Below are 23,910 nucleotides of genomic sequence, written 5' to 3'. Positions count from 1 at the left end.
GAGTTGAAAGTATATAACGGAAGAGAATCGTGCTCCATTTCTGTTTAGTCTTAAAACTGACATAAAACGGGCATAGTTTACCTCTCGCTTACATCAGAGACCAATATTCAGACAAATCTCGGCTAAATTTCAAGCTAACACGCCAAAAACCCACTTAATCGAAAACATTAAATACCACTCTTAAGCCTTGAATATGCTAGTATCCACCCATATTTATAGCTTGAAAGTGACCGTTTTGGACTTGTGCCATCGTGTTTCTTTCCAACCTGTATATTCCTTTAAACCGACGAATATACCGTTAAATCAATTTTAAAGAGAAATCACTATGATCGTTGATTTGAACCTAATCCCACAGACGTTTGATATGCTCCACGCAGGCTTAACTGCATCAAGCGTTTTACTACTGTTAATTGCCGTTTCTCGTAAAACCAAAGTGGTTGAGAAAGTCGTAGAAAAACCAGTAGAGAAAATCGTTGAAGTTGAAAAGCAAGTTGAAAAAATTGTCGAAGTAGAGAAAGTTGTTGAAGTAGAAAAAGTGATCGAGAAAGTCGTTGAAGTTGAATCTAAGCTAGCAACAGCACCGACAGATTCTGCAATGCAACTTCTGTCTATCATGCAACAAGAAGCGCGTTTAATCGATTTCCTAAAAGAAGACCTGACTTCGTTCTCTGATGAAGAAGTTGGTGCAGCAGCACGTGTTATTCACACTGGCGGTAAAAAAGTACTAGCAGACTACGTAACGCTTTCTCACATCCGCACAGAAGATGAAGAAACGCGCATCACGGTTGTTGAAGGCTTCAACCCACAAGAAATTCGCCTAACAGGCAACGTAATGGGCAATGCACCGTTCAATGGCACATTGGTTCACAAAGGTTGGAAAGCAACTGACATGAACCTGCCTAAGCTTGCTGAGAACTACGATGCATCTGTGATTGCACCGGCAGAGGTGGAGCTATAATGGAACACCAAAATCAGGCGCCTAAGTTCAGTGTTGGTATCGATTTAGGTACCACACACTGCGTTTTGTCTTACATCGACACAACCAATGAAGATGCTCGTGTAGAGGTGATGCAAATCCCTCAGCTAACGGCACCTGGTACAGTAGAAACTCGCAGCCAACTTGGCTCGTTCCTATACCAGCCGCACGAACATGAAATGAATGCGGGTTCTCGCGTTCTGCCTTGGTCTTCTGAGCCTAAATCACTGGTTGGTGCTATTGCGCGTAACCTTGGTTCTAAAACCCCTATCCGCTTGGTCGCAAGTGCTAAATCTTGGCTATGCCACGGTGGTGTGAACCGTCGTGATGCGTTCCTTCCTGCAGGTAGCCCTGAAGAAGTTGAAAAAGTATCTCCGCTTAAGACAACTGAGTTGTACCTAGAGCATCTTAAAGATGCTTGGAACCACGCTAACCCAGAACACAAACTGGCAGACCAAGATGTAACGATCACCGTTCCAGCTTCGTTTGATCCTGCAGCTCGTGACCTAACAGCTGAAGCTGCGCGTAATGTTGGTTTCACTCATCTGACACTTCTTGAGGAGCCACAAGCGGCTCTTTACAGCTGGATTGATAACAGCAACGACACATGGCGTGATGAAGTGAACGTTGGCGACATCGTTCTTGTTGTTGATATCGGTGGTGGTACGACTGACCTTTCGTTGGTTGAAGTAACACAAGATGAAGGCAACCTAAGTCTGAACCGTATCGCAGTAGGTGAACACATCCTACTTGGCGGCGACAACATGGACTTAGCGTTAGCTTACCGTCTGAAAATGAAACTGGCTCAAGAAGGCAAAGAACTGGCTCCTTGGCAGGTTCAAGCTATGACTCACGCATGTCGTGATGCGAAAGAAGCACTGCTTAACGATGCTGAACTGCAATCTGTGCCGATCGTTGTTCCAAGCCGTGGTTCTAAACTACTTGGCGCAACACTGAAAACAGAACTGACTCAGCAAGAAGTACAACAAACATTGGTTGATGGCTTCTTCCCGAAAGTAGCCGTGACTGAACATCCAGTGCAAAAGACGCGTGGCGCACTGACTCAAATGGGTCTGCCTTACGCTCAAGACGCAGGTATTACTCGTCACATTGCCGCATTCCTTTCTAAGCAAGCGAACGCGCTTTCTGGAAACAGCGAAACGGCTCAACAAGATTTCAACCCGTTTGCAAACATGCCCGGTATGCCCGGTACAGAAGCGCAAGGGTCAGAAGCGCCAGCGGCAGACTTCATCAAGCCAACAGCAATCCTGTTCAATGGTGGTGTTCTAAAATCGAACCTACTTGCCGATCGTCTTTCAGATACGATCAACGAATGGCTGATCAATGCTGACGAAGAGTTCGCTAAACAGCTTTCAGGTCTAGATTTAGACCTAGCAGTAGCAAGCGGCGCTTCATACTACGGCGCAGTTCGTCGTGGCCAAGGCGTTCGTATCCGTGGCGGTATCGCTTCTTCTTACTACGTAGGAATTGAAAGCGCGATGCCAGCAATCCCGGGTATGGCTCCTCCAATGGAAGCACTGTGTGTTGCACCATTTGGTATGGAAGAAGGTTCAAGCGTTCAAGTACCTAGCCAAGAGTTCGGTCTAGTGATTGGTCAGCCAGTTCACTTCCAATTCTTCGGTTCAACCACACGTCGTGAAGACCAAGCGGGTACGCACCTTGATCACTGGGCTCCAGAAGATCTTGATGAGCTTCCTGAAATCCAAGTGACACTGCCTGTTTCTGAAGGCCGTCGCGAAGGTGAAGTGGTTCCGGTGACTTTAGCGTCTCGTGTTACTGAATTAGGCACGTTATACCTAGAAGCGATTGCCACTGACAATGGTCAGAAATGGCACGTTGAGTTCGACGTTCGTGAAGATACGAATAGCGACTCAAACGAACAAGCATAATGAATCAACGGCACCTTAACGGGTGCCGTTACTTTATCAATGCGATTCCCTAGCCCTGTATTAAAAACATTCCAAAGACAATAATAAGACCAAGACTATCCATTAACTGGTCATCACTTTGGCAAAATAAGGTTTTGTATGGCATCTCCTCGTTTTTTAGTCGGCATTGACTTAGGCACAACCAACACTGTGGTTGCCTACTGTGAAATCAACGACGACCTACAACATGCTCCCGTTTCTCTTTTCGATATTGACCAACTCATCGGCCCCGGTGAAGTGGTTCGCAAGCCGCTACTTCCATCATTTCGTTACCATCCGGCACAAGGTCAGATTTCTCCTTCCGATCTCACCATGCCTTGGGAACCGAGCTTGGTTGAAGGCGATATTCAAAACGTCATCGTTGGTGAGTGGGCTCGCGAACTGGGTGCAAAAGTCGAAGGCCGCCAAGTATCCAGTGCTAAGAGCTGGTTATCTCACCAAGCGGTTGATCGTAACTCCGACATTCTGCCTTGGGCAGGCGCAACTGACGTCGATAAGGTGTCTCCTGTTGTCGCAAGCGCAAGCTACCTGAACCACATCCGTCAAGCATGGAACTACCGTAACCCAAGCAACAAGCTTGAAGACCAAGACGTTGTAGTAACTGTTCCCGCTTCATTCGATGAGACAGCACGTAAGCTGACACTCGAAGCGGCAGAACTGGCGGGCTTAGGTAAGATTCTGTTGCTCGAAGAACCTCAAGCCGTTTGTTATGACTGGTATGCACGTCACCAAAAAACCGCTGCAGATGAACTTCAACAGATCCCGCTGATTCTAGTGTGTGATGTTGGTGGCGGTACTACCGATTTAAGTTTGATCGAAGCTAGCTTCAACTCAAGCAATAGCGATGACCAAGAACTCGCACTCGACCGTATCGGCGTTGGCGAACACTTGATGCTCGGGGGTGATAACCTCGATTTGGCTCTTGCCCACCTTGCAGAGCAACGCTTTAATCAAAACAAAAAGTTGAATGCGTCTAGCCTAACCAAACTGATTCAACAAACTCGCGCCGCAAAAGAGAGCCTGCTTTCTGCTAATGCGCCAGACGATGTGAAAATCACCATGCTGGGCAGCGGTTCAAAACTGCTTGGCGGTACGAAGAGTATTGGTTTAACCAAGCAAGAAGTTCATCAGATTGCTCTGGAAGGTTTCTTCCCACTTTCTGAGTTCACTGAAGTGCCAGACAAACGCCGCAGCGCGGTGGTTGAGTTCGGCCTACCCTACGCAGCAGATCCTGCGGTAAGTAAGCACGTTGCCGAATTCCTAGCGACACACCAGCAAGTATCAAAAGCGGCACTAGAGAAATCTGGCGCAGTCGAATTTGATGAGACAAAACCAGCGATACCTGTCGGTGTGCTACTCAACGGCGGTGTATTCAACAGTGAGCTTGTCACTGAACGTATTACTCAGTTACTGGGCAATTGGAACGGTGCACCAATCACCGTCTTAGATAACCCTCACCCTGACTGGTCTGTAGCCCTTGGTGCAGTAGCTTTTGGTAAAGCACGTCGTGGTGCACAACTGAAAATCGGTGGCGGTGCGGCTCGTTCTTACTTCTTACATCTACAAGAAAAGAACAAAATGGGTAAAGCGCTTTGTCTGCTTGCCAAAGGGACTGAAGAAGGCCAAGAAATACGTTTGAACAGCCGTCGTTTCTCACTGACTTTGGGTGAGCCGGTACGTTTCAATCTACTGACTTCAACGCACGATCAAATTGCTCATGACACTGCCATTCAAAACGGTGTAATGGTCAATGTCGATGCTGACTTGTTCTCCCCTCTTCCACCTTATATTTCTACGCTGGAAGGATCAGGCACTGCAGAGCTTCAGGCCAACCAAAAAGAGCGCGTTGAAGTGTTGCTTGCTTGTCAGTTAACCGAAGTCGGCACATTGAAAATGGAATGTGTGAGTACGGAAGATGACACTAAGCGTTGGTTGCTTGAGTTCGAAGTCAGAAACAAGCAAAGCGATGAATCCGATAACTCTAAACTTCATCCAAGACTGGACGAATGTAAGGAGTTGATTTCTCGCCTGTACAGCGGCAACAAGAAAAGTGCGGAATCTAAAGAGATCAAAACGCTTGCCAAAGATCTTGAGATACGACTTGGTAAGCGCGAAGAGTGGGACTTTACTACTCTCCGTCACCTGTTTGATTCGTTCTCACTAGGGCGTAAACGCCGTCGTCGCTCTGAAGCACACGAGAAAAACTGGCTGCGTTTAGCGGGTTACTCTATGCGACCTGGCTTTGGTGATCCAACCGACTCATGGCGTATTGAACAAATTTGGGGGCTATACCAACAAAACATCCAATTCCAGAACCATCAAGGTTGGACAGATTGGTGGGTATTCTGGCGCCGTGTTGCGGGTGGCCTGAATCAAGAGCAGCAAGAGACCATCTTGGCTGATATCGCGAAGTACCTTCACCCAGGTGCAATGAAGAACCCTAAAACGGCTAAAGATGCACAAGACAATGGTTATGAAGCCATGGTGCGATTGGCAGCATCACTTGAGCAACTTGAAGTGGAAGACAAGCTTCTATTAGCGACTTGGTTCTTAAGCAAAGCAATTAACCATAATCAGTTCGAACAAGCTCACTGGTGGACTCTCGGTCGCTTAGCGTCTCGCACACCTTTGTACGGAAGCCAACACAGCGTCATTCCAAGAGAGCAAGCAGAACAGTGGTTACCAAAGCTGCTTGACCAGAATTGGCAGAAAGAGCAGATGATTGCCTTCGCGGCTGTAATGATTTGTCGTAAGACGGGTGACCGTCAGTTCGATATCTCTGATGACTACCGTGCTCAAGTTCTTGAAAAGTTAAAGCAAAGCAAGGTGCCAGAGTCTTGGCTAACGCTAGTAAGTGAAGTTACTGAGCTTTCTGAGAGCGAGTCTAAGCGCGTGTTTGGTGATGCATTACCAAGCGGCTTAAGCCTGATCAATAGTTAGCATTTAAAACGATTAGCTTTAGTTGTTAACGAGTAAAGAAGCTAACGAGAAAAGAAAAAGCCACTTTCGGTTCGTTGAAAGTGGCTTTTTTATTGCTGGCTTAAGGCTGGTATGTTTAATCGACTTATAGCTTTTGGGTTAAGAGCCTTAGCCGTGTTGCAGTTAATCATTATTAATGTTTCGTTCCGGTTGGGTTAATAGGAAATTCAGTGTTTTCATAGATGTCTGATAACTTTTTCGGTTTCTTCTCTTTCTCTCCATTCTTAGATTGATTATGAGTTTCGCTTAAAAGCCATTGCTCATGCATTTTTGCCGAATCCAGAAAATCCGGATCCTCCATTGCTTCCTTGCGAAGTTTATTTACACGTTCGAGAGTATCCCAAATCATAATACTTCACCTCCACTAAGGCAGTACTATAAAGATAAACCAAACCCACAAAACTTCAACTAAGCCAATGAGATAGCGATCTCAATTTCGAAAATTACCCACTCTGAGCTAACGAAAACCCTCATCAGAAATCGACTTCAAATAACATGTATTTACCAATGATCTTCGACGATCTTTAGGTACAAAAAAGCGAGCTCAGAGCTCGCTTTTTATCGATCGTTCGTACAACATCGACTTAAATAAATAATGTATTACTTAAGCTCGGCTACCAATTTTAACGGTGCCGTTTGTTGCAAACCAAAGAGCTTCTGAACGACGGCGACCTAGTAAAATTGGGCCATCATCGTAGAACAAAAAGTTCTTCCAGTGTTTCTTAAAAACTGACCATTTAGTTTCGAGAATGTTATATTTTTCATAACAAAAATAAACAGTTACGTCATCTTGCCAATCAATGAAGTTAAGGATCTCTTCTGGCATTTCAGGCTCATCGGCTTCCCAATTTGCCATCCAGCTGATCTCTTCGTTCCAGTTGGATGCCTTGCTTGGCCAGTCTTGTGAACTTAGTCTTTCTGCGTCCGGGCTTTGAGGGCTTACGTTCTCTTTCCAAAACTGAGACGCCCTTGCCTGTGTCATTGGCTTAATCTTTTCCAAGTCCTCTGCCGGTAATGGCATCGACTGGTGAGTAAAAATCCATTTTCTTTGGTATTCGTCCAAAGTTGTATATGACATCAAAATTCCTCAAATTTCTTCTTAGGCTTATGGATTACCATGCCTATATGCTCTTTTTGATACAGTGACGGTTTCATTTTATCTATGTTCGTCACTGCCTCTAAATCTGTATTTACGTTTAATTGATACTTACGCCTAATGACTATTAGTATCTAAACAGCGCGTCTATCTTCCCAGTTCGGGTTAACTAGCGCAGTCAGTATATGGTCTTCCCATTTACCGTTGATCTGCAAATAATCTTTGGCAAAGCCTTCACGAACAAAACCTAAATGTTCCAATACACCAGCGCTACGCTCATTATGAGGCATATAACCCGCCATCAAACGATGCATGTTCTGAACATCAAACATATAGTCCTTTGCCATGCTTAAGCCTCTGCGCATGTAACCGTGGCCTTGTGCACTTTCAGCAAGCGAATAGCCCACGTTACACGCATAGAAAGGGAATCGAGACAGATTGCTGAATGAAATGGTGCCCAACATTTCGTTAGTGTCATCATTAACAAGCAAACAGTAATAACCTAGCCCCATTTTATGAAGCTCATTTAGCTTAATCAGGCGCTGCGCCCAACCCGTTCTATCAAAAAACACATCTTCACGAATTGGTTCCCAAGGCTTAAGGTACTCTCGGTTAGTTTGAAAGTAATCACTGATCATATTCGCATCGTCTATCTCTGCGGTGCGTAGAATCAGGTTTCCATCGCGCTTATAAATGCGTTCTGGTGTGCTCAAATCTTCCATAATCATGTTCTTATTCGATCAGTTCTTTCTGATACCGTAATCGCGAAGTTTGTTCGCAATTGAGGTGTGAGAAACATTCAGACGTTTTGCTAACTTACGGCTCGATGGGAACGACTGATACAGCTTCTCTAGAATCTGCGACTCGTAGTCTTTCATGATTTCATCGAGTGAACCGTCTAGACTTAAGTTCGCCATACCAGCTGTCATAGTTTCTAGTTGAGGCAAGTGGAATTGCTCAACGGTTAACGTGTCTGAATCCAGCTCAGTCAATGCACGCAGCACCATGTTATCAAGTTGACGGATGTTGCCCGGCCATTGGTAGTTCCCTAACTGATCGATAAGTTCTACCGTCAGTTTTGGTTTTAACATGCCCAATTGCTGTGCGTATTTAGCAACAAACAGTTCCAACAAAGGCGCTACGTCGTTTGAGCGTTCACGCAGTGCCGGAATAGACAGAGTCAAAACGTTTAAACGGTAGAACAGATCTTCACGGAATGAACCAGAGTCAGCTAATTCAGAAAGACGATGACGTGTTGACGCGATAATACGCACATCGGCGTGCATCTCTTCTTCTTCGCCCACGCGTCGGAATGAACCATCTTGTAGGAAACGCAACAGTTTGATTTGTAGATGCGGGCTCATCTCGCCGATCTCATCTAAAAATACCGTACCGCCATTCGCTTGTTCGAAAATGCCTTTATGACCTTGTTCATGGTTAAATGAACCCGGTGCATGACCAAACAGCTCAGTTTCAGCCACATCATCAGGCATTGATGCACAGCTTAAAATCAAGAATGGAAAAGACGCTCGGTTCGAACGGTTATGACACGCTTTAGCCAACATCTCTTTGCCCGTACCTGTGTCCCCTTCAATAAGTAGAGGCTGATCCAGCATAGCCAATTTCTTAGCTTGGCTGATCAAGGCTTTATGGCGATTAGAGACACCAACAAAGTGTTCAAAACCTAGGTTGTTCTGTTCAGGGATTGAATCTGGTGAGTTCATCTCTTGATTACAAGAACGAATCGTCATTACTGCGCTCGCCAGTACCGCTTCGTTAACGTCACCGCCAAGATAAATCGGCAGTATCTCGATAGAGAAGTCCAAGCCTTCCAGCACCACGACTTCACGATGGCGCGTTACATCGCCTTCGATCCAACGAGCAAAATTAAAGCTAGGCACAAACGTCGCTAGCGGCTCACCGATGACTTCGTCTTCTTGCTTGCCGAATAGGTTCAATGCAGCGTGGTTCGCCATGTCGACTGAGCCTTTAAGGTCAATCGCAATCACGGGGTCTGGCAGGTTAGCCAGCAGAGCAATCAGCTCGGTATTATGCCTTTCGCTCGGCATAAATTGGATTTTACGTACATCCTTCACACCTGAAATTCGGCGAATTTCAGCCATAAGTTCACTAAAAGCATCAAAATTAATATCAGGGCAATTTAGGTAAATAATGCCTTTAACATCAATTTCGATTCCTCTTAAATCAATGCTTTTTGAGGCCAAGATATCGAGCAACTCACGCGTTAAGCCGAGTCTGTCTTCACACAATACTTCAAGACGCACAAATAGTCCTATTATAGGTGTCAGGATAAGTTGACAGTAGTGTGGATTAAGCTCTGAGTTCAGTCAAGAAGAAGAGTAAACATATGTTTACTCTTCTTCTCAAACTATTGAGCTTTCAATGCTTTATTTGAGAGTGATACGCTTTATTTCAGAAAGGACGGCTTTGCGGAGGTCTGATAGTTTTACTTTTCGGTCATTGTGCCAAGGCATAGGTCGAAGCAATGACATGGCTTTCAGACCAAGTCGTGCAGTAAGAATACCAACACCAAGACCCTGCCCTGCTCGAGCTGAGACTTTACCCGCAAGATCCATCGAGACTAAGTCCATACTCGCATCAATCGCCAGCTCACTCGCCCCTGCCGCAGCCATGTTGATTAACACCAACTTGAACAACTTAATGCGAGACCAGTAACCAAGCTCAATACCATAGACGTCGGCAAGCTTATCTATCATAGTGAAATTACGCCATGCCACCAGCAACATATCAGCAGCAGCCAACGGACTCACCGCGACCAAAGCCGCCGATTCAGTCGAGAACTTAGTGACAATTTGAGTCGCCACTTTGTCTTGTCGAGCGACAACCAGAGCATCATACATGTCCAACACTTCAGCATCGCTGTGTGCTGGGTTAATGCTGTTTCGCCACTTATCATACGAAGGGGACTCGGCAATAATCCCGCCCTGCTTCGCGATATTTTCACAGAATGCTTTACCCTTGCCGACACTTTGGCTTTGGAGTAGCTCTTCACTCTGCTCTTGTACACTAAAGTGATCTTTAAGTGAGCGGAGTTTCCACAGCTCTTTGCCTATTGCGCCTAAACCCAATGAAGCAATTGCAGCAATAAAGCCTGCCCAACCTAACGCCAGCCAATCGGCCGTTTGAATCGCGGTAATAACCGAATCAATTGCCTGCCAGCCAACTAAGCCAGAGAAAGCGACCAATAAACCCGTTCCAAACCACTTCTTCTTTTTGCTCGGTCGAATCACTTGTTCCAATTGCAGCTCAGCGTCACCATCTAGGTCTACTTCCACTTGTGGCGCGACGGGCACAAACTTCTCTTGTTCCGTGAATAGCTGTTGGGCACCCAAGTCTGGGGTAACTTCATTTTTATCCGGCTCATCGAACGAGGTCTTCAACGGTTCATCAAAGACCTGTTTTGTTTTCAATTCACTCATTTTGATTACCTCAATTACTTCAACTTATCGCCAATGAGATACTCTAAAACCTTGTCGACTCTCAGATGCTGACAAGGCTCATCGGAGTGTTGTTCCATTGGCCTAAAGCTAGTGAAATCAAACTGGTTGGTTTCCCAATACTGTTTGTTCGGCAGTTTGCGCGGCACCTCACCCGGATACATGGTTTGAGGCTCGTTGTTTAAAGTGACACCTTGCAGTGCTGGAACATTGTCTGAACCCGACGAGATATATCCCGCACTGGTCGCTTGAATAGACGCGATGCTCATACAACTCATGTCGATATGTTCAAACGCCGCCTGTTGCCAAGCAGGGTGTACCATCTGCTGTAACAGTGATACCAAGTTCGGATGTTGATCCGGTGTCACATGGTCAGCTTTGGTGGCTGCAAACAAAATCTTGTCGATCTTCGGTGCAAACAAGCGTCTTAGCATATTGCTTCGCCCGTACTTAAAGCTCTTCAATAACTGTTCTAACGCACCACGCATGTCCATGAAAGAGTCATAGCCTGCGTTAAGTGGTTGTAAGCAATCCACCAGCACGATTTGTCTATCGAATGTCGCGAAGTGATTCTTATAGAACGCCTTTACGACCTTCTGTTGGTACTCTTCATAACGAGCTTTTAGCACTGCATAGTTGCTGGTTTTCGAGAATTTACCCTCGGGCGCAGTACACGGGAAGAATTGCAGCACAGGCGCACCTTCAAGCTCACCCGGCAATACGAATCGACCCGGCTGTACCCAGTGCAATCCGTTATCCTTACAAGTATGAAGGTACTGAGTATAGCTATCGGCAATCGCGACCAGTTTCTTTTCGTCGGCTTCGGCTAGCAAGTCAATGTCACCACGCATTGCGTTCCACTGTTGCGAGTAGGTTTCTCTGTCGCCTTTCAACGCGGCGAATTGGGATTGGCTCCAAGTATCAAAGTCCATATCTAGCAAAGGTAAATCAAGTAGCCACTCACCCGGATAATCGACAATATCGAGGTAAAGGGTGCTGTTTTTACTCAACAGCTTCTTTGCGCCTTTAGCTGGCTTATATTTGATGGCTAGACGAATCTCACTAACATCGCGTGTCGGTACTGGCCATTCTGGTGGCTGCGCATTCAAAGATTCCATCGCTTCATCATAAGAGAAGCGTGGGATCATCATGTTGTGTTGCGGGATGCGCTTAGCGCCAATAATTCTTCCGTCTCTCGCCGATGCAAGTAGAGGCAGATTTTTGTGGGTAGACGTATGAAGAAGCTGATTAACCAGCGAAGTAATGAAGGCTGTCTTACCCGCACGAGAAAGCCCCGTGACCGCTACTCGAATGTGAGAATCCGTTCCTCTGCTTATAAAGTCACTCATTTCTTGAGTTAGGTGTTTCATTTGAACGACTCCGTGATAGTTAGGCTAGCTGATTATTATAATAGAGAGGCAAGCCTATGTTCTTTCCCAGTTGGGATAGTTTGTATGCTTTTGCTTGTTCTTTTACTAATAGTGGTGAGTATGCAATACCCATTCTTAATGCTAGATGAATAAAAGCCCCTGACTACATTCATAATCAGGGGCTTTAGAATTTTTCTGCGATATTCGACTCTTAATCGTCTTCAATCAACTTGTAGATAACAAACAGTGCAATCTCTGCAATTAGCCAAAGCGCACAAGTAATCGTCACGTATTTATTATCAAAGATACTGATCCCTTTCAAGATCAGGTCGTAACCAACAAAAGCACCAATCACCACTGCCAAGATAATCTGTAGGATCTGAATAAAACGAGGCATTCCTCTCTCCTATGTTCTTATATCAAACTATGTGTTCATCACTATATCATTGATAATAAGACAAAAGTGCAAATAATGCTGCACTTTTGTCTTCAACTTTCTGTCAAGAATTGCAATTCAAACGCTGAAGCTAGCGCCTGTTACGACTTTTGACTTCGGTAAATTATGCTTTTTCAGCTTCAGCAATTTTCACTTTCCACGTGTCAGGGCCGATCTGGTGCGCGTTCACGCCGTTAGAGTCAACCGCAACCGTTACCGGCATATCTTCAACTTCAAACTCGTAAATCGCTTCCATACCGAGATCTTCAAACGCGACCACACGTGCTTTTTTAATGGCTTTAGCCACTAAATAAGCTGCACCACCAACCGCCATCAGGTAAACCGATTTATGTTGTTTGATTGACTCAACCGTTGCAGGGCCGCGCTCTGCTTTACCAATCATGCCCATAATGCCGGTTTCTTCTAGCATCATGTCGGTGAACTTATCCATACGAGTAGACGTTGTTGGGCCAGCAGGACCTACCGCTTCATCGCCTACTGCATCAACAGGGCCTACGTAGTAAATGAACTTACCTTTCAGGTCGACACCTTCTGGTAAACCTTCACCACTTTCAAGCATGCCTTGAATACGCTTATGCGCTGCATCACGACCGGTTAAGATCTTGCCTGATAGAAGAACCGTTTCGCCGGTCTTCCACTCTTGAACGTCTTCTTTAGTAATTTCATCAAGGTTAACACGGCGTGTATTCGCGCCTGCTTCCCAAGTAATATCTGGCCACTCTTCTAACTTAGGTGGTGTTAGCTCTGCTGGGCCGCTGCCATCTAACGTGAAATGTACGTGACGTGTTGCTGCACAGTTCGGGATCAAGCAAACAGGCTTAGAGGCTGCGTGCGTTGGCGCGGTTTTGATTTTCACGTCAACCACAGTTGTTAGACCGCCAAGACCTTGTGCGCCAATACCCAGTTTGTTTACACGGTTGAAGATATCTAAACGAAGCTCTTCTTCAGCGTTCTCTGGACCTTTGTCGATAAGCTCCTGAATATCGATGTGTTCCATCAGAGATTCTTTTGCTAGTACTGCGGCTTTCTCTGCCGTACCGCCAATACCTATGCCTAGCATGCCAGGTGGACACCAACCCGCACCCATTGTTGGTAGCGTCTTCTCTACCCATTCTGCAATATCATCAGAAGGGTTTAGCATAACCATCTTGGTTTTGTTCTCAGAACCGCCGCCTTTTGCTGCGATTTGAATTTCAACTTTGTTGCCAGGAACCATATTAATGTGAACAACCGCTGGTGTGTTGTCTTTGGTATTAATACGCTTACCTGCAGGGTCCATTAGGACAGATGCACGCAATGGGTTATCTGGGTTGTTGTAAGCTTGACGAACGCCTTCATCAACCATCTGTTGTACTGTTTGATCCGTTTCCCACCTAACATCCATACCGATGTTCACGAAACAAGTAACAATACCCGTATCCTGACAAATTGGACGATGCCCTTCTGCAGACATACGCGAGTTGATAAGAATCTGAGCGATAGCATCTTTTGCTGCTTGGCTCTCTTCTTTCTCGTACGCTTTTTCTAGGGCTTGGACAAAGTCTAAAGGGTGATAATAAGAAATGTACTGAAGTGCGTCAGCGACACTGCTGATCACATCTTGCTTACGAATAACCGTCATTGCATGCCTCTTTATTGTTCTGGTTCCATGTGGGGTCTTGGTTAGACTGTTTTTGTCTAACCGGATTAGTTGGCTTAGCTTTTTATTATGTTGAGCTGTATTTAGTTGCTTTAGCAATCGCTTGCATAGCTTTAAACTAAACCATGTGGTTTGCACCGTTCTAATCAAGAACCCATTTTATTTTCAATTTATGATACTCTTGCTTCCTCTCACACGCCATGCAGTGATCGAACTCTTTGTCACAAATTAAACAAATGAATAACAACGAATTTCGCTCTATCCAAATCAAGCCGCTTGAATATCAATCAACTTTAGCTAAACAGCTGTTTTCCCATATTGAAAACCTGCCGTGGGCAATGCTATTACGCTCCGCTTCAGAAAGCCACGTTGATAGTCGATACGATATTTTAGTTGCTCAACCCATCGCCACCTTCGAGACAATCGGTGCAAAAACGACCGTTAATGTTAATGAGACGTGCGAGGTTTCAGACTCCGATCCTTTCGAACTACTCGACCAATATCAGCAGCAATTATTGCCTGCGACTAAAGAGCACACTGAGTTGCCATTCGTTGGCGGCGCTTTAGGCTATTTTAGCTATGATTTAGGGCGCAGAGTCGAAACACTTCCATCACTCGCAAAGCGTGATATTGAAGCACCTGACATGGCAGTTGGCTTGTATGAATGGGCTGTAATCGTTGATCACCAACTGAAAACGGCGTGTATTGTCGGCAGCAATATCGACGAACATCATGATTGGCTGATGCAACAAATGGCTCAATCACACCTAACACATCCGCCCTTTGGATTAACCACACCGTGGAAATCCAATATGAGCGAAGCGAGCTACGCCACTAAGTTCGATAGTGTTCAAGAGTACCTGTTATCCGGCGACTGCTATCAGATTAACTTAGCTCAGCGCTTCAATGCCCAATACCAAGGCAGTGAATGGCTGGCTTATGACAAGTTAGAACAGTACAACTCAGCGCCCTTTTCTGGTTTCATCCGTTTGGCCGACTGCGCAATCATCAGTGTTTCGCCAGAGCGATTCTTAGAACTCAAAGACAACGTCATTGAAACCAAGCCAATCAAAGGCACACGCCCTCGTTCTGACGACCCGATGATTGATGATGCTAACGCGCGGGACCTAGCAAGCGCCGATAAAGATCAGGCGGAGAACCTGATGATCGTCGACCTACTTCGTAATGACATTGGCCGAGTTGCCAAACCGGGAACGGTGCATGTACCAAAGTTGTTCGATATTGAGAGCTTCCCTGCCGTGCACCACTTAGTAAGCACGATCAGAGCAGACCTTGATGAGCAATATTCTGCGACTGACCTTCTAAGAGCGTGTTTCCCTGGAGGGTCGATTACTGGCGCACCAAAAGTTCGCGCGATGCAGATCATTGAAGAGTTAGAACCGCATCGACGTTCAGCGTACTGCGGCAGTATTGGTTACATCAGCCGAAATGGCAGAATGGATACCAGTATTACCATTCGTACCTTAGTCGCCGAGAACAATACGCTTTATGCATGGGCTGGTGGTGGTGTGGTATTTGATAGTGATTGTGCTTCTGAATACCAAGAAACTCTGGATAAGCTGAGTCGAATTCTACCGGTACTTGAAGATTGCTAAACCTAGCGTCATTAACTGCGAGTTCCGCTACTTAATGACGAGCTCTGCGGCTTAACGCTCAGCAAAAGCTCTATATAAGAAGAAACCGAAGGCTCGTAAGATCCTTCGGTTTTTTAGTCTTTGAACTAGAGTGCATTGCTCACAACGCATTATTAGCGTGTTTAAGCGACCTTCACCGCAGAGACACCCCACTTCTTAAGCATCTCTTTCAGATCGTTGGCGGTGTAAGGTTTACTCAAAATGTCATCCATCCCACACTGAATACAACGTTCGCGTTCTTCAAGTGTCGTTCCGGCGGTCAGAGCCACAATAGATTTAACGTAACCCTTCTCTCTTAGCTTCTCTGTTGCTTCAAACCCGTCCATAACAGGCATTCTGCAATCCATGAATACAATGTCGTATTCGTTGTCTGACGCGAGCTCAAACCCTTCGACACCATTACTTGCGATAGCCGGTTCAATCTCATGTTTACGAAGCATTTGCTGGATGATGATCTGGTTCATCTTAATATCATCAACCACCAGCACTTTAAGTAGTGACAATTCCGCCTCAGACTCAAAGCCCTTGGCGACACTATCACTCTCTGCCGGAACATCGACAACTTGAAGTGGAATCGAGATGGTAAACGTCGTGCCTGAACCAACAACACTGGTCACCCCAATATCGCCATTCATCAGAGCCACCAGTTTGCGACAAATCGCTAACCCAAGCCCGGTGCCCTCATAGTTTCGGCTACTTGAGTTATCTGCCTGCGTAAAAGGTTCAAACAGCGTCTTATGCGCCGATTCAGCAATCCCTACTCCGGTGTCTTCCACAGAAAAAACGAAGTGGTTGTTGTCCGACTCGATATCTACGTTCACGTGCCCTTTATCAGTAAATTTAATCGCATTTCCGATTAGGTTTACAAACAGCTGTGTGATGCGTTCTAAATCGCCTTGGAAATGTGAGGGAACGTTTGATGCGACACTGATATTAAATTCAAGCTGCTTTTCTATTGCTCGATTGACGAAGATACTTTCAATCGTATTTCGTAGATCACGCAGCGCAAATTTCTTGGGAATCAACTCCAACATCCCAGCATTAATTTTGCTGTAATCGAGTAGGTCGTTAATGATGGTTCTGAGAAACTCACCAGATTGGCTCAGGTTATTCACTATCTCACGCTGAGAACTGCTCAGTTCGGTGTCGCTGATCAATTCGGCGCTGCCCAACAAGCCGTTGAGTGGCGTACGTAATTCATGGTTTATCATTGCCACAAAGTCGCGAGTCGCCCTTTCAGACTCTTCTGCTCTTTGGCGCGATTCAATATTACGGTTAATCGCAAGCTGATGGGTTAATGCACTACAAATTAGGTCTGTAACCAATAGTAATTGGCTCTGAATAAATTCGTAATCTTGGTCGAGTAGACGCACTCTCACGATCAGCGTTCCAACTATCACCTTCTCAACTTCTAAAGGCACAGTCAGTACCTCACCATTCCAAAGCGGTTCTTGTATGTCTTGGTCGAGAGCTTCTACCGTATCATCACCGTAATCGTTAGCTTGGAGTTGAGGAAGCAGCTTAGGGGGAAGTATTAACCGACTGGCTTCAATCAGATAACTGTTTGTCACATTGGTCGTCAGCTCCGAAAGCATGACATCGTTTAGGTCATTTCTAAGGAAAGCGCGTCCGAAATCAATCAACAAGTTGTCGATTTGTTGCTGAAACTCAATACGACGTATGTTCGCATTGGAGCGCTTTTCTAATTGGCGCAAAGCAATCTCTAGCTGTTGGTTCGCCTCAAAGAGCTCAAGGCTTTTTTGCTCCAACAACTTCTCAGCTTCTTTTCTTGCTGCTATCTGGCGATTAAGCTTCTTCTCTAGGGCAGAGGCCGGCGTCATATCACTTTTCTACTTTGAGATTAAATCGAACCACACTTTGGTCATCATTTTGAGGAGTCATTTCTACGGCAATAGTTTCACCGTGGTAATCCGCACATCCCTCGATGAGCCCTAAGCAAACATGAGACATACACCTCGCGCTTTTATAGTCAAAGACCAACTGCGCTTCGGTCGTAGTAATAAAGCTAAATTCTGGTGGCTCAGCATCTGGGTACAATTTTTTCACTTCAACATGAATGTAACGCTCTACGTGCTGAATAAATTGGAGGGTGGTATTGCTATGCGCGAGGCTGGATTTGTTGGGTAACGAAGCCAACAGGTTCTTAAATACCGATTGCCCGAATACACGTTGTAAACTGGCTGCATCGATATCGGTTTTCTTACTTAAATTGATAATGAGTTTCACAAGGTCTTTATGATCGTAACTACCTACAGACGTATAGATCCCCTCGTCCTCAGACATTTCCAACACTTCTTCCAAAAGCTCTAAACCAAACTTATCTTCAACAAGTTCTAAAAATTCGGTGAATATGATTCCTTTCATTTCATACCTTTTCTTCTATTTCTTTTTAGAATGGTCCACTAAGTTATTGTTATCAAATTTTTAAACAAAAAATATACGTTTCGTCACCCAATTTTATGACACGGGTAACGCTTACTCGCCTATATGCACATATTGAACGACGACAAATTCACCATTTTAAGGAGCTTCATCGGTAAACAGCCGCTCATGGCGCTTAATTCGCAGAAAAAAGGAAAGCAAATCAACTAAAACTCAACATTGGTAATCAACCCACGATTATGTCTATACTTAAAATCATAATAATCAATATATTGGCTTGATATGAATAAAGAAAGCTTCCTTCAACAATTCCAACTTAACTCTACTGTTGGTTATCACCCTGAGTCAGTGGAGCGTGTGTCGCACATCAGTGGCGAACAATTGCGCAAAGCAGCAGTAGTGGTCGGTTTAGTTGAAAGAGAAGATGGTTTACATGTCATTTTTACTAAAAGAGCCGCTCACTTAAAACATCACCCCGGCCAAGTTAGCTTTCCAGGTGGCAAACACGAACTTTCTGACCCTTCTATGCAATTTACTGCACTTAGAGAGCTCCATGAAGAGGTGGGGATTCGATCGGATCAAGTTAAAATTGTTGGGCAATTACCCGCCTTGAGTACCATTAGTAAATTTTCTGTTACGCCGATTGTCGCATTAGTTGATCCTGACTATAAACCCATCATCGATGAGAACGAAGTGGCCTCTATTTTTGAGGTTCCTGCCACTTATGTTTTAGACCAAGCGAAATTACACAGCCATATGGTCAACTTTAAACAAATCAAGCATCGCGTTTTTGCCATGCCCTTCCAAGAGCACCTAATTTGGGGCGTTACGGCTCAAATTATCCAATCATTGCAGCAGCATGTAGTGCAACAAGTTACATAGCAACTGCGTTTTGTTTAATCTCTGTTAACAAATCGCAAGCTTTGTATGGAACAGAATTATTAATGCAATTTTACGCAAACGTTTACCTGCTATAGATCTATACAACCCGCCCTTTCGCATAAAAAAACTAATACCAAGCATAAACATAAATCACCTGTGGCACGCTATTTTCGTGATCAAAAATCCGTTTTTCGCATATCATGTGACACGCCGTTTCATTACATGATTTAGATCTATTTTTTGCAGACGAAAATTCTGCAGAATTAGCCCCGACTTATTTCCTGTTCCCAAAAAATGAGTAATTTAACATGAACACAACAACTTCTTCGGCGAATGCCGTTAAAGATTCAAGCAAGTTTAACTATAAAGATTTTACCTGGTGTTTATCACTATTCGGTACAGCAGTTGGTGCTGGTGTACTATTTCTTCCAATCAAAGCTGGTGCGGGTGGTTTTTGGCCATTAGTTATCTTAGCTCTAATCGCGGCACCAATGACTTGGTTCGCACACAAATCTCTAGCTCGTTTTGTACTGTCAGCTAAAAACCCTGAAGCAGATATTACAGATACAGTTGAAGAACACTTCGGTAAGACTGGCGCAAACATTATTACTTTCGCTTACTTCTTCGCTATCTACCCAATCGTTCTTATCTACGGTGTTGGTATCACAAACACAGTTGATTCTTTCCTAATAAACCAAATGGGTATGGAATCTATTCCACGTCCTCTTCTTTCTGGTGCACTTATCCTTGCTATGACAGCGGGTGTTGTATTCGGTAAAGAGCTGATGCTTAAAGCAACGTCAGCGATGGTTTACCCACTAGTATTCATCCTACTAGCACTATCTTTCTACCTAGTTCCTGACTGGAACACTTCAATGATGGAAGTTAGCCCAGAATGGTCAACAATGCCTTCTATTATCTGGCTTGCAATTCCTATCATCGTGTTCTCTTTCAACCACAGCCCAATCATTTCACAGTTCTCTAAAGAGCAACGTCGTGTATACGGTGAAAACGCAGTTAAGAAAACTGACGCTATCACTGGCGGCGCAGCAATGATGCTGATGGGTTTTGTAATGTTCTTCGTATTCTCTGTAGTTCTTTCTCTATCTCCAGAGCAACTAGCAACAGCACAAGCACAGAACATCTCTGTTCTTTCTTACCTAGCAAACGTACATGAGTCTCCACTTATCTCTTACATGGGTCCTCTAGTAGCGTTCGCAGCGATTACTTCAAGCTACTTCGGTCACTTCCTAGGTGCTCACGAAGGTCTTGTTGGTCTAATCAAGTCTCGCTCTGGTTCTTCAGTAAGCACTATCGAAAAAGCATCTCTAGCGTTCATCGTTGTTACAACTTGGATTGTTGCGGTAGTTAACCCAAGCATCCTAGGTATGATTGAAACAATGGGTGCTCCAATGATTGCAGCTATCCTGTTCCTTATGCCTGTATTCGCGATGCAAAAAGTACCAGCAATGGCTAAGTACAAAACTTCAGCACCTGTACAAATCTTTACAGCTTTATGTGGTCTAGCGGCTATTAGTTCTGTAATCTACGGCGCTCTTTAATCTTAAGCACTTTTTATAAGATGACTTTCATCTTATATCGCGAGATTAGACACAAAATATAATGATAATAAATGAGCCTCCCTACTCCCCTTGGGAGGCTCTCTTTTTGAGGTAATCGCTATGATTAGTGTATTTGATATCTATAAAATCGGTGTTGGTCCATCGAGCTCACACACAGTTGGACCAATGAAAGCGGGTAAAGAATTTATTGATGACCTACGTTCAATGGGAAAATTGCGCGACATCACTAAAATCACCGTGGACGTATATGGATCACTATCACTGACAGGGAAAGGTCACCACACAGATATCGCAATCATCATGGGTCTTGCTGGCAATACTCCTGAGCGTGTTGATATCGATTCTATTGCTGGCTTCATTGCTCGCGTAGAAGAAACTGAGCGCCTTCCTGTTGGCATGCACTGTCATACAGTATCGTTCCCACGCGATGGCGGTATGAACTTCCATACTAGCAACCTTTCTCTACACGAGAATGGCATGAGCATTCACGCTTGGGTTGACGACGAAGTAGCATACTCAAAAACTTACTACTCAATTGGTGGCGGTTTCATCGTTGACGAAGAGAACTTCGGCAAAGAAGAAGAAAACCCAATCAAAGCACATTACGAATTTACAACAGCTGAAGAGCTGGTTAATCAGTGTAAAGAAAGCGGTCTTTCTATCAGTACACTGGTTATGAAAAACCAAGCGGCTTTCCACTCAGACGAAGAGTCTCGTACTTACTTCGCAAACATTTGGAAAACAATGCGTGAGTGTATGGATCGCGGTATGAATACTGAAGGTATCCTACCTGGTCCACTGCGTGTACCTCGTCGTGCTGCAGCACTTCGTCAACAGCTAATCACTTCAGAAAAAACAACGAACGATCCAATGACTGTTGTTGACTGGGTGAACATGTTTGCTTTTGCTGTAAACGAAGAAAACGCTGCGGGTGGTCGTGTAGTAACGGCTCCAACAAATGGCGCGTGTGGCATCATCCCTGCTGTTTTGGCTTACTACGATAAGTTCATTCAAACAGTGACAGAGAAAGACTACATCCGTTACTTCGCAGCTTCTGGCGCGATCGGTGCTCTTTACAAGCGTAACGCTTCTATCTCTGGTGCTGAAGTTGGCTGTCAGGGTGAAGTTGGTGTGGCATGTTCTATGGCTGCTGCTGGTCTTGCTGAGCTTATGGGTGGTAGCCCTGAGCAAGTATGTATGGCTGCGGAAATTGGCATGGAACACAACCTAGGTCTTACATGTGACCCAGTTGCAGGCCAAGTACAAGTACCATGTATCGAGCGTAACGGTATTGCTGCTGTGAAAGCAATCAACTCTGCTCGTATGGCACTTCGTCGTTCTTCTGCTCCTACTGTTTCTCTAGATAAAGTTATCGAAACGATGCTAGAAACAGGTAAAGACATGAACGCTAAATACCGTGAGACTTCTCAAGGTGGTTTGGCTGTTAAGGTTGTTTGTTAATCATTCTGAATGAATAAACCGATAATAAAAAAGGAACGCCGATGCGTTCCTTTTTTTTGTATCTGAAGCTTTTAGAGCTAAAGCTTGGTGACTGATTAATTCAACCGACCAAATTGCTTTGTTAAATCACTTGCGAGATAAGCAAGAAGCAACCAAACAACAATGAGAAAAGCATCATCGGCTTGCCACCTTCCGCGCTGTATCTGTCTTCCGCTACTTTCATAAAGCGTTGCTTATGAACCATAACCAGAGGAACGAACACAGCTAAGAACACTAAGATGATACCTGCATAGTTCAACACTTGTAGGAACTTTTCAGCTGCAAGCAATGAACCCGCTAGTGGCAGAATGAAGCTAATGCAGTAAGTCACCACTGTGTTTTGGTTGAACATGTCTTTATTCTGGTTGAACAATGCCATTGCCACACCAAAGAAAGAAGTCAACAAGGCCAAACCTGTGAAGGTAGAAAGCACGTTACCTACCCAAGGAGATTGAGCCTCAAACGCCGCCATCAAGTCAGAGACATTCTTAAAGCTGCGGAATTGCTCTTCACTCAGGTTACCGACTACCGCAAACAACCAGCATAAGTAACACACCAATGGGATCAGAGAACCAACAATCACCATATTGCGCAGCTGTTTGTCTGTCGCTTCGTGGTTGTATGACACCAAGGTAGGAATCACAACCATAAAGCCGAAGCTAGTGAACAGAATTGCACTGGTTTTGATTAGGTCAACATGATTGTGACTGGTTACCTGCATCAAGTTTTCTTGCGTCATGCTTGGCGCTAAAAACGCCATAGTTGCAAACAAGCTTGCTAGCATCACAAAGAACAATGCGCGGTTCAGTTTATCAATCACACCTGTACCACTTGCAACTACAGCACCGGCAAGCAAGGTAAATGTGACTTGGCTAGACGTTGCGGTAATGTCTACACCAAAGTTAGACAGTAACTTACTCAGCAAGTCACCCGCACCCAGAATGTAAGCCATTAATAGGCAAATCAATAACGCGTAAAGCAGGCCGTTGGTAAGCAACTGGCCTTGTTTGCCCAAGGTCTTTCGAGCAATAGAGTTCAACCCTAGACCGCCACCGGCTTTGATGGTCGCTTCTAGAAGTAATAGAGCGGCGTAAGTGGTACCGAAACAGATCAGAACCATCAGCAGTGTGCCGTAAAGCAATCCGAATTGAGCTAATACCATTGGGATCGCGAGCATACCAGCACCGAGAGCGGTACCAGCGATAATTAGGGAGCTACCCATCATTTTAATATTCATTATTTTTAACTTATTTGTTTAGTTTTTATAGGTGTGAGTCTTCGTGCATCAAGTGGATGACAAAGGAATTCAAATAGAAATAAAGTTATAAAACGAATAACAATAGGAGCGATAAGCGGTAAAGAAGCGTGCAGAGACGTTGTCGAACAGGGCGTTCAAAGGGGAACTTGTCTTAAAAGAGGTAAAACGAGAAGCGTGAGTAAGCGTTAACTGATGTGGTGAACCTTCCGTAGGTTCAATAATCGGCGATGTAATCTTGAATTTCATGTATGTGTCCAATAATTGATTCACATTCCATAGTATTTGAAGCAGCGTATCCGTTGCTGCCCTACCTCTAGCATTAGAGGTCGTTTCATCTTATCGAATGGGACTCGAAACACAACGCTATAGCCACACTTTTTGCTATTAAATTGAACAAAACAGCCATTTGGATACAAATTAACCACCAAACCACATAAAACAATAATCATTACTGATAAGAATCCAAATTATAAATTCACCAACACCATTAACCGCAACGCCTGTACAAAGAACGTTCAAAAAATATGACAGCCGCAAAAGTGGCGTTTTTACCGAAACAATTAGCTGTCATTTAGCTTTCAATACCCTAGCAATAGACCAAAAGTGAACGCGAGCTTATTTGAACCTCAAATACAGAATCAATTACAGCACAAACTTGCTACATCACAGAAACATAACCACAAC

Annotated in this window: 18 protein-coding genes; 7 read left to right on the top strand and 11 right to left on the bottom strand. The window is 44.7% G+C overall.

Features of this window, described 5'->3' with window-relative positions:
- Nucleotides 1–325: 325 nt before the first annotated feature.
- From ITG10_RS14615 to ITG10_RS14605, 3 genes are all read left to right on the top strand, one after another.
- Nucleotides 326–958: a DUF2760 domain-containing protein gene (locus ITG10_RS14615; protein WP_017631863.1), complete on the top strand. Its 633-nt coding sequence runs from the start codon at nucleotides 326–328 to the stop codon at nucleotides 956–958.
- Nucleotides 958–2,886: an Hsp70 family protein gene (locus tag ITG10_RS14610; protein ID WP_017631862.1), complete on the top strand. Its 1,929-nt coding sequence runs from the start codon at nucleotides 958–960 to the stop codon at nucleotides 2,884–2,886. The genes ITG10_RS14615 and ITG10_RS14610 overlap by 1 nt, the downstream gene beginning before the upstream one ends.
- A gap of 138 nt (nucleotides 2,887–3,024) precedes the next feature.
- On the top strand, nucleotides 3,025–5,865 hold the full coding sequence (locus tag ITG10_RS14605; RefSeq protein WP_017631861.1) for an Hsp70 family protein: 2,841 nt from the start codon (nucleotides 3,025–3,027) through the stop codon (nucleotides 5,863–5,865).
- Nucleotides 5,866–6,037: 172 nt separating this feature from the next.
- On the opposite strand, the gene ITG10_RS14600 is transcribed toward ITG10_RS14605, so the two are convergent.
- The 8 genes from ITG10_RS14600 to ITG10_RS14565 form a co-directional block, all read right to left on the bottom strand.
- Nucleotides 6,038–6,253: a hypothetical protein gene (locus ITG10_RS14600; RefSeq protein WP_017108192.1), complete on the bottom strand. Its 216-nt coding sequence runs from the start codon at nucleotides 6,251–6,253 to the stop codon at nucleotides 6,038–6,040.
- 255 nt (nucleotides 6,254–6,508) lie between these two features.
- The gene (locus tag ITG10_RS14595) at nucleotides 6,509–6,982 is read right to left on the bottom strand and encodes a DUF2947 domain-containing protein (protein WP_026084354.1); all 474 of its coding nucleotides are present in this window, start codon (nucleotides 6,980–6,982) and stop codon (nucleotides 6,509–6,511) included.
- A gap of 152 nt (nucleotides 6,983–7,134) precedes the next feature.
- Nucleotides 7,135–7,722, bottom strand: coding sequence for a ribosomal protein S5-alanine N-acetyltransferase (rimJ, locus tag ITG10_RS14590; protein ID WP_017109695.1), 588 nt, complete (start codon nucleotides 7,720–7,722; stop codon nucleotides 7,135–7,137).
- 18 nt (nucleotides 7,723–7,740) lie between these two features.
- Nucleotides 7,741–9,285, bottom strand: coding sequence for a transcriptional regulator TyrR (gene tyrR / locus ITG10_RS14585; protein WP_017108195.1), 1,545 nt, complete (start codon nucleotides 9,283–9,285; stop codon nucleotides 7,741–7,743).
- Between the two features lie 123 nt (nucleotides 9,286–9,408).
- Nucleotides 9,409–10,461 carry a TIGR01620 family protein gene (locus ITG10_RS14580; RefSeq protein WP_248386460.1) on the bottom strand — a complete coding sequence of 351 codons (1,053 nt, stop codon included), beginning with the start codon at nucleotides 10,459–10,461 and terminating at the stop codon, nucleotides 9,409–9,411.
- Nucleotides 10,462–10,475: 14 nt separating this feature from the next.
- Nucleotides 10,476–11,849, bottom strand: coding sequence for a YcjX family protein (locus ITG10_RS14575; RefSeq protein ID WP_017631858.1), 1,374 nt, complete (start codon nucleotides 11,847–11,849; stop codon nucleotides 10,476–10,478).
- Nucleotides 11,850–12,060: 211 nt separating this feature from the next.
- Entirely contained in the window at nucleotides 12,061–12,246 is a 186-nt protein-coding gene (locus ITG10_RS14570; RefSeq protein WP_004734731.1) for a hypothetical protein, read from the bottom strand.
- 163 nt (nucleotides 12,247–12,409) lie between these two features.
- On the bottom strand, nucleotides 12,410–13,927 hold the full coding sequence (locus tag ITG10_RS14565; RefSeq protein WP_009847029.1) for a fumarate hydratase: 1,518 nt from the start codon (nucleotides 13,925–13,927) through the stop codon (nucleotides 12,410–12,412).
- A gap of 254 nt (nucleotides 13,928–14,181) precedes the next feature.
- On the opposite strand from ITG10_RS14565, the gene pabB reads away from it, so the two are divergent.
- Nucleotides 14,182–15,561 (top strand): aminodeoxychorismate synthase component I, encoded by a 1,380-nt coding sequence (gene pabB / locus ITG10_RS14560; RefSeq protein ID WP_017631857.1) that lies wholly within the window; start codon nucleotides 14,182–14,184, stop codon nucleotides 15,559–15,561.
- A gap of 161 nt (nucleotides 15,562–15,722) precedes the next feature.
- Here the strand turns inward: pabB and ITG10_RS14555 are convergent, their stop codons facing one another.
- Nucleotides 15,723–17,441, bottom strand: a complete 1,719-nt coding sequence (locus tag ITG10_RS14555) for an ATP-binding protein (protein WP_017631856.1) — start codon at nucleotides 17,439–17,441, stop codon at nucleotides 15,723–15,725.
- Between the two features lies 1 nt (nucleotide 17,442).
- A complete protein-coding gene (locus ITG10_RS14550) occupies nucleotides 17,443–17,985 on the bottom strand; it encodes a heme NO-binding domain-containing protein (protein ID WP_017631855.1) in 543 nt (180 codons plus the stop codon).
- Between the two features lie 300 nt (nucleotides 17,986–18,285).
- On the opposite strand from ITG10_RS14550, the gene ITG10_RS14545 reads away from it, so the two are divergent.
- The 3 genes from ITG10_RS14545 to ITG10_RS14535 all read left to right on the top strand — a co-directional run bounded on the left by ITG10_RS14545 (nucleotide 18,286) and on the right by ITG10_RS14535 (nucleotide 21,929).
- On the top strand, nucleotides 18,286–18,885 hold the full coding sequence (locus ITG10_RS14545) for a CoA pyrophosphatase (protein WP_017631854.1): 600 nt from the start codon (nucleotides 18,286–18,288) through the stop codon (nucleotides 18,883–18,885).
- 308 nt (nucleotides 18,886–19,193) lie between these two features.
- On the top strand, nucleotides 19,194–20,447 hold the full coding sequence (locus ITG10_RS14540; RefSeq protein ID WP_017631853.1) for an aromatic amino acid transport family protein: 1,254 nt from the start codon (nucleotides 19,194–19,196) through the stop codon (nucleotides 20,445–20,447).
- Between the two features lie 120 nt (nucleotides 20,448–20,567).
- Complete coding sequence (locus ITG10_RS14535; protein WP_017631852.1) at nucleotides 20,568–21,929, top strand: L-serine ammonia-lyase; 1,362 nt, start codon at nucleotides 20,568–20,570, stop codon at nucleotides 21,927–21,929.
- A gap of 121 nt (nucleotides 21,930–22,050) precedes the next feature.
- Here ITG10_RS14535 and ITG10_RS14530 read toward each other — a convergent pair whose 3' ends face one another.
- Nucleotides 22,051–23,193, bottom strand: a complete 1,143-nt coding sequence (locus ITG10_RS14530) for an aromatic amino acid transport family protein (RefSeq protein WP_017631851.1) — start codon at nucleotides 23,191–23,193, stop codon at nucleotides 22,051–22,053.
- Nucleotides 23,194–23,910 lie beyond the last annotated feature (717 nt).

The organism is Vibrio sp. ED004, assembly GCF_023206395.1.
Classification (GTDB): domain Bacteria; phylum Pseudomonadota; class Gammaproteobacteria; order Enterobacterales; family Vibrionaceae; genus Vibrio.
Note: the sequence above shows the minus strand (reverse complement) of the source record. Positions and strands in the feature narration are given on the sequence as shown.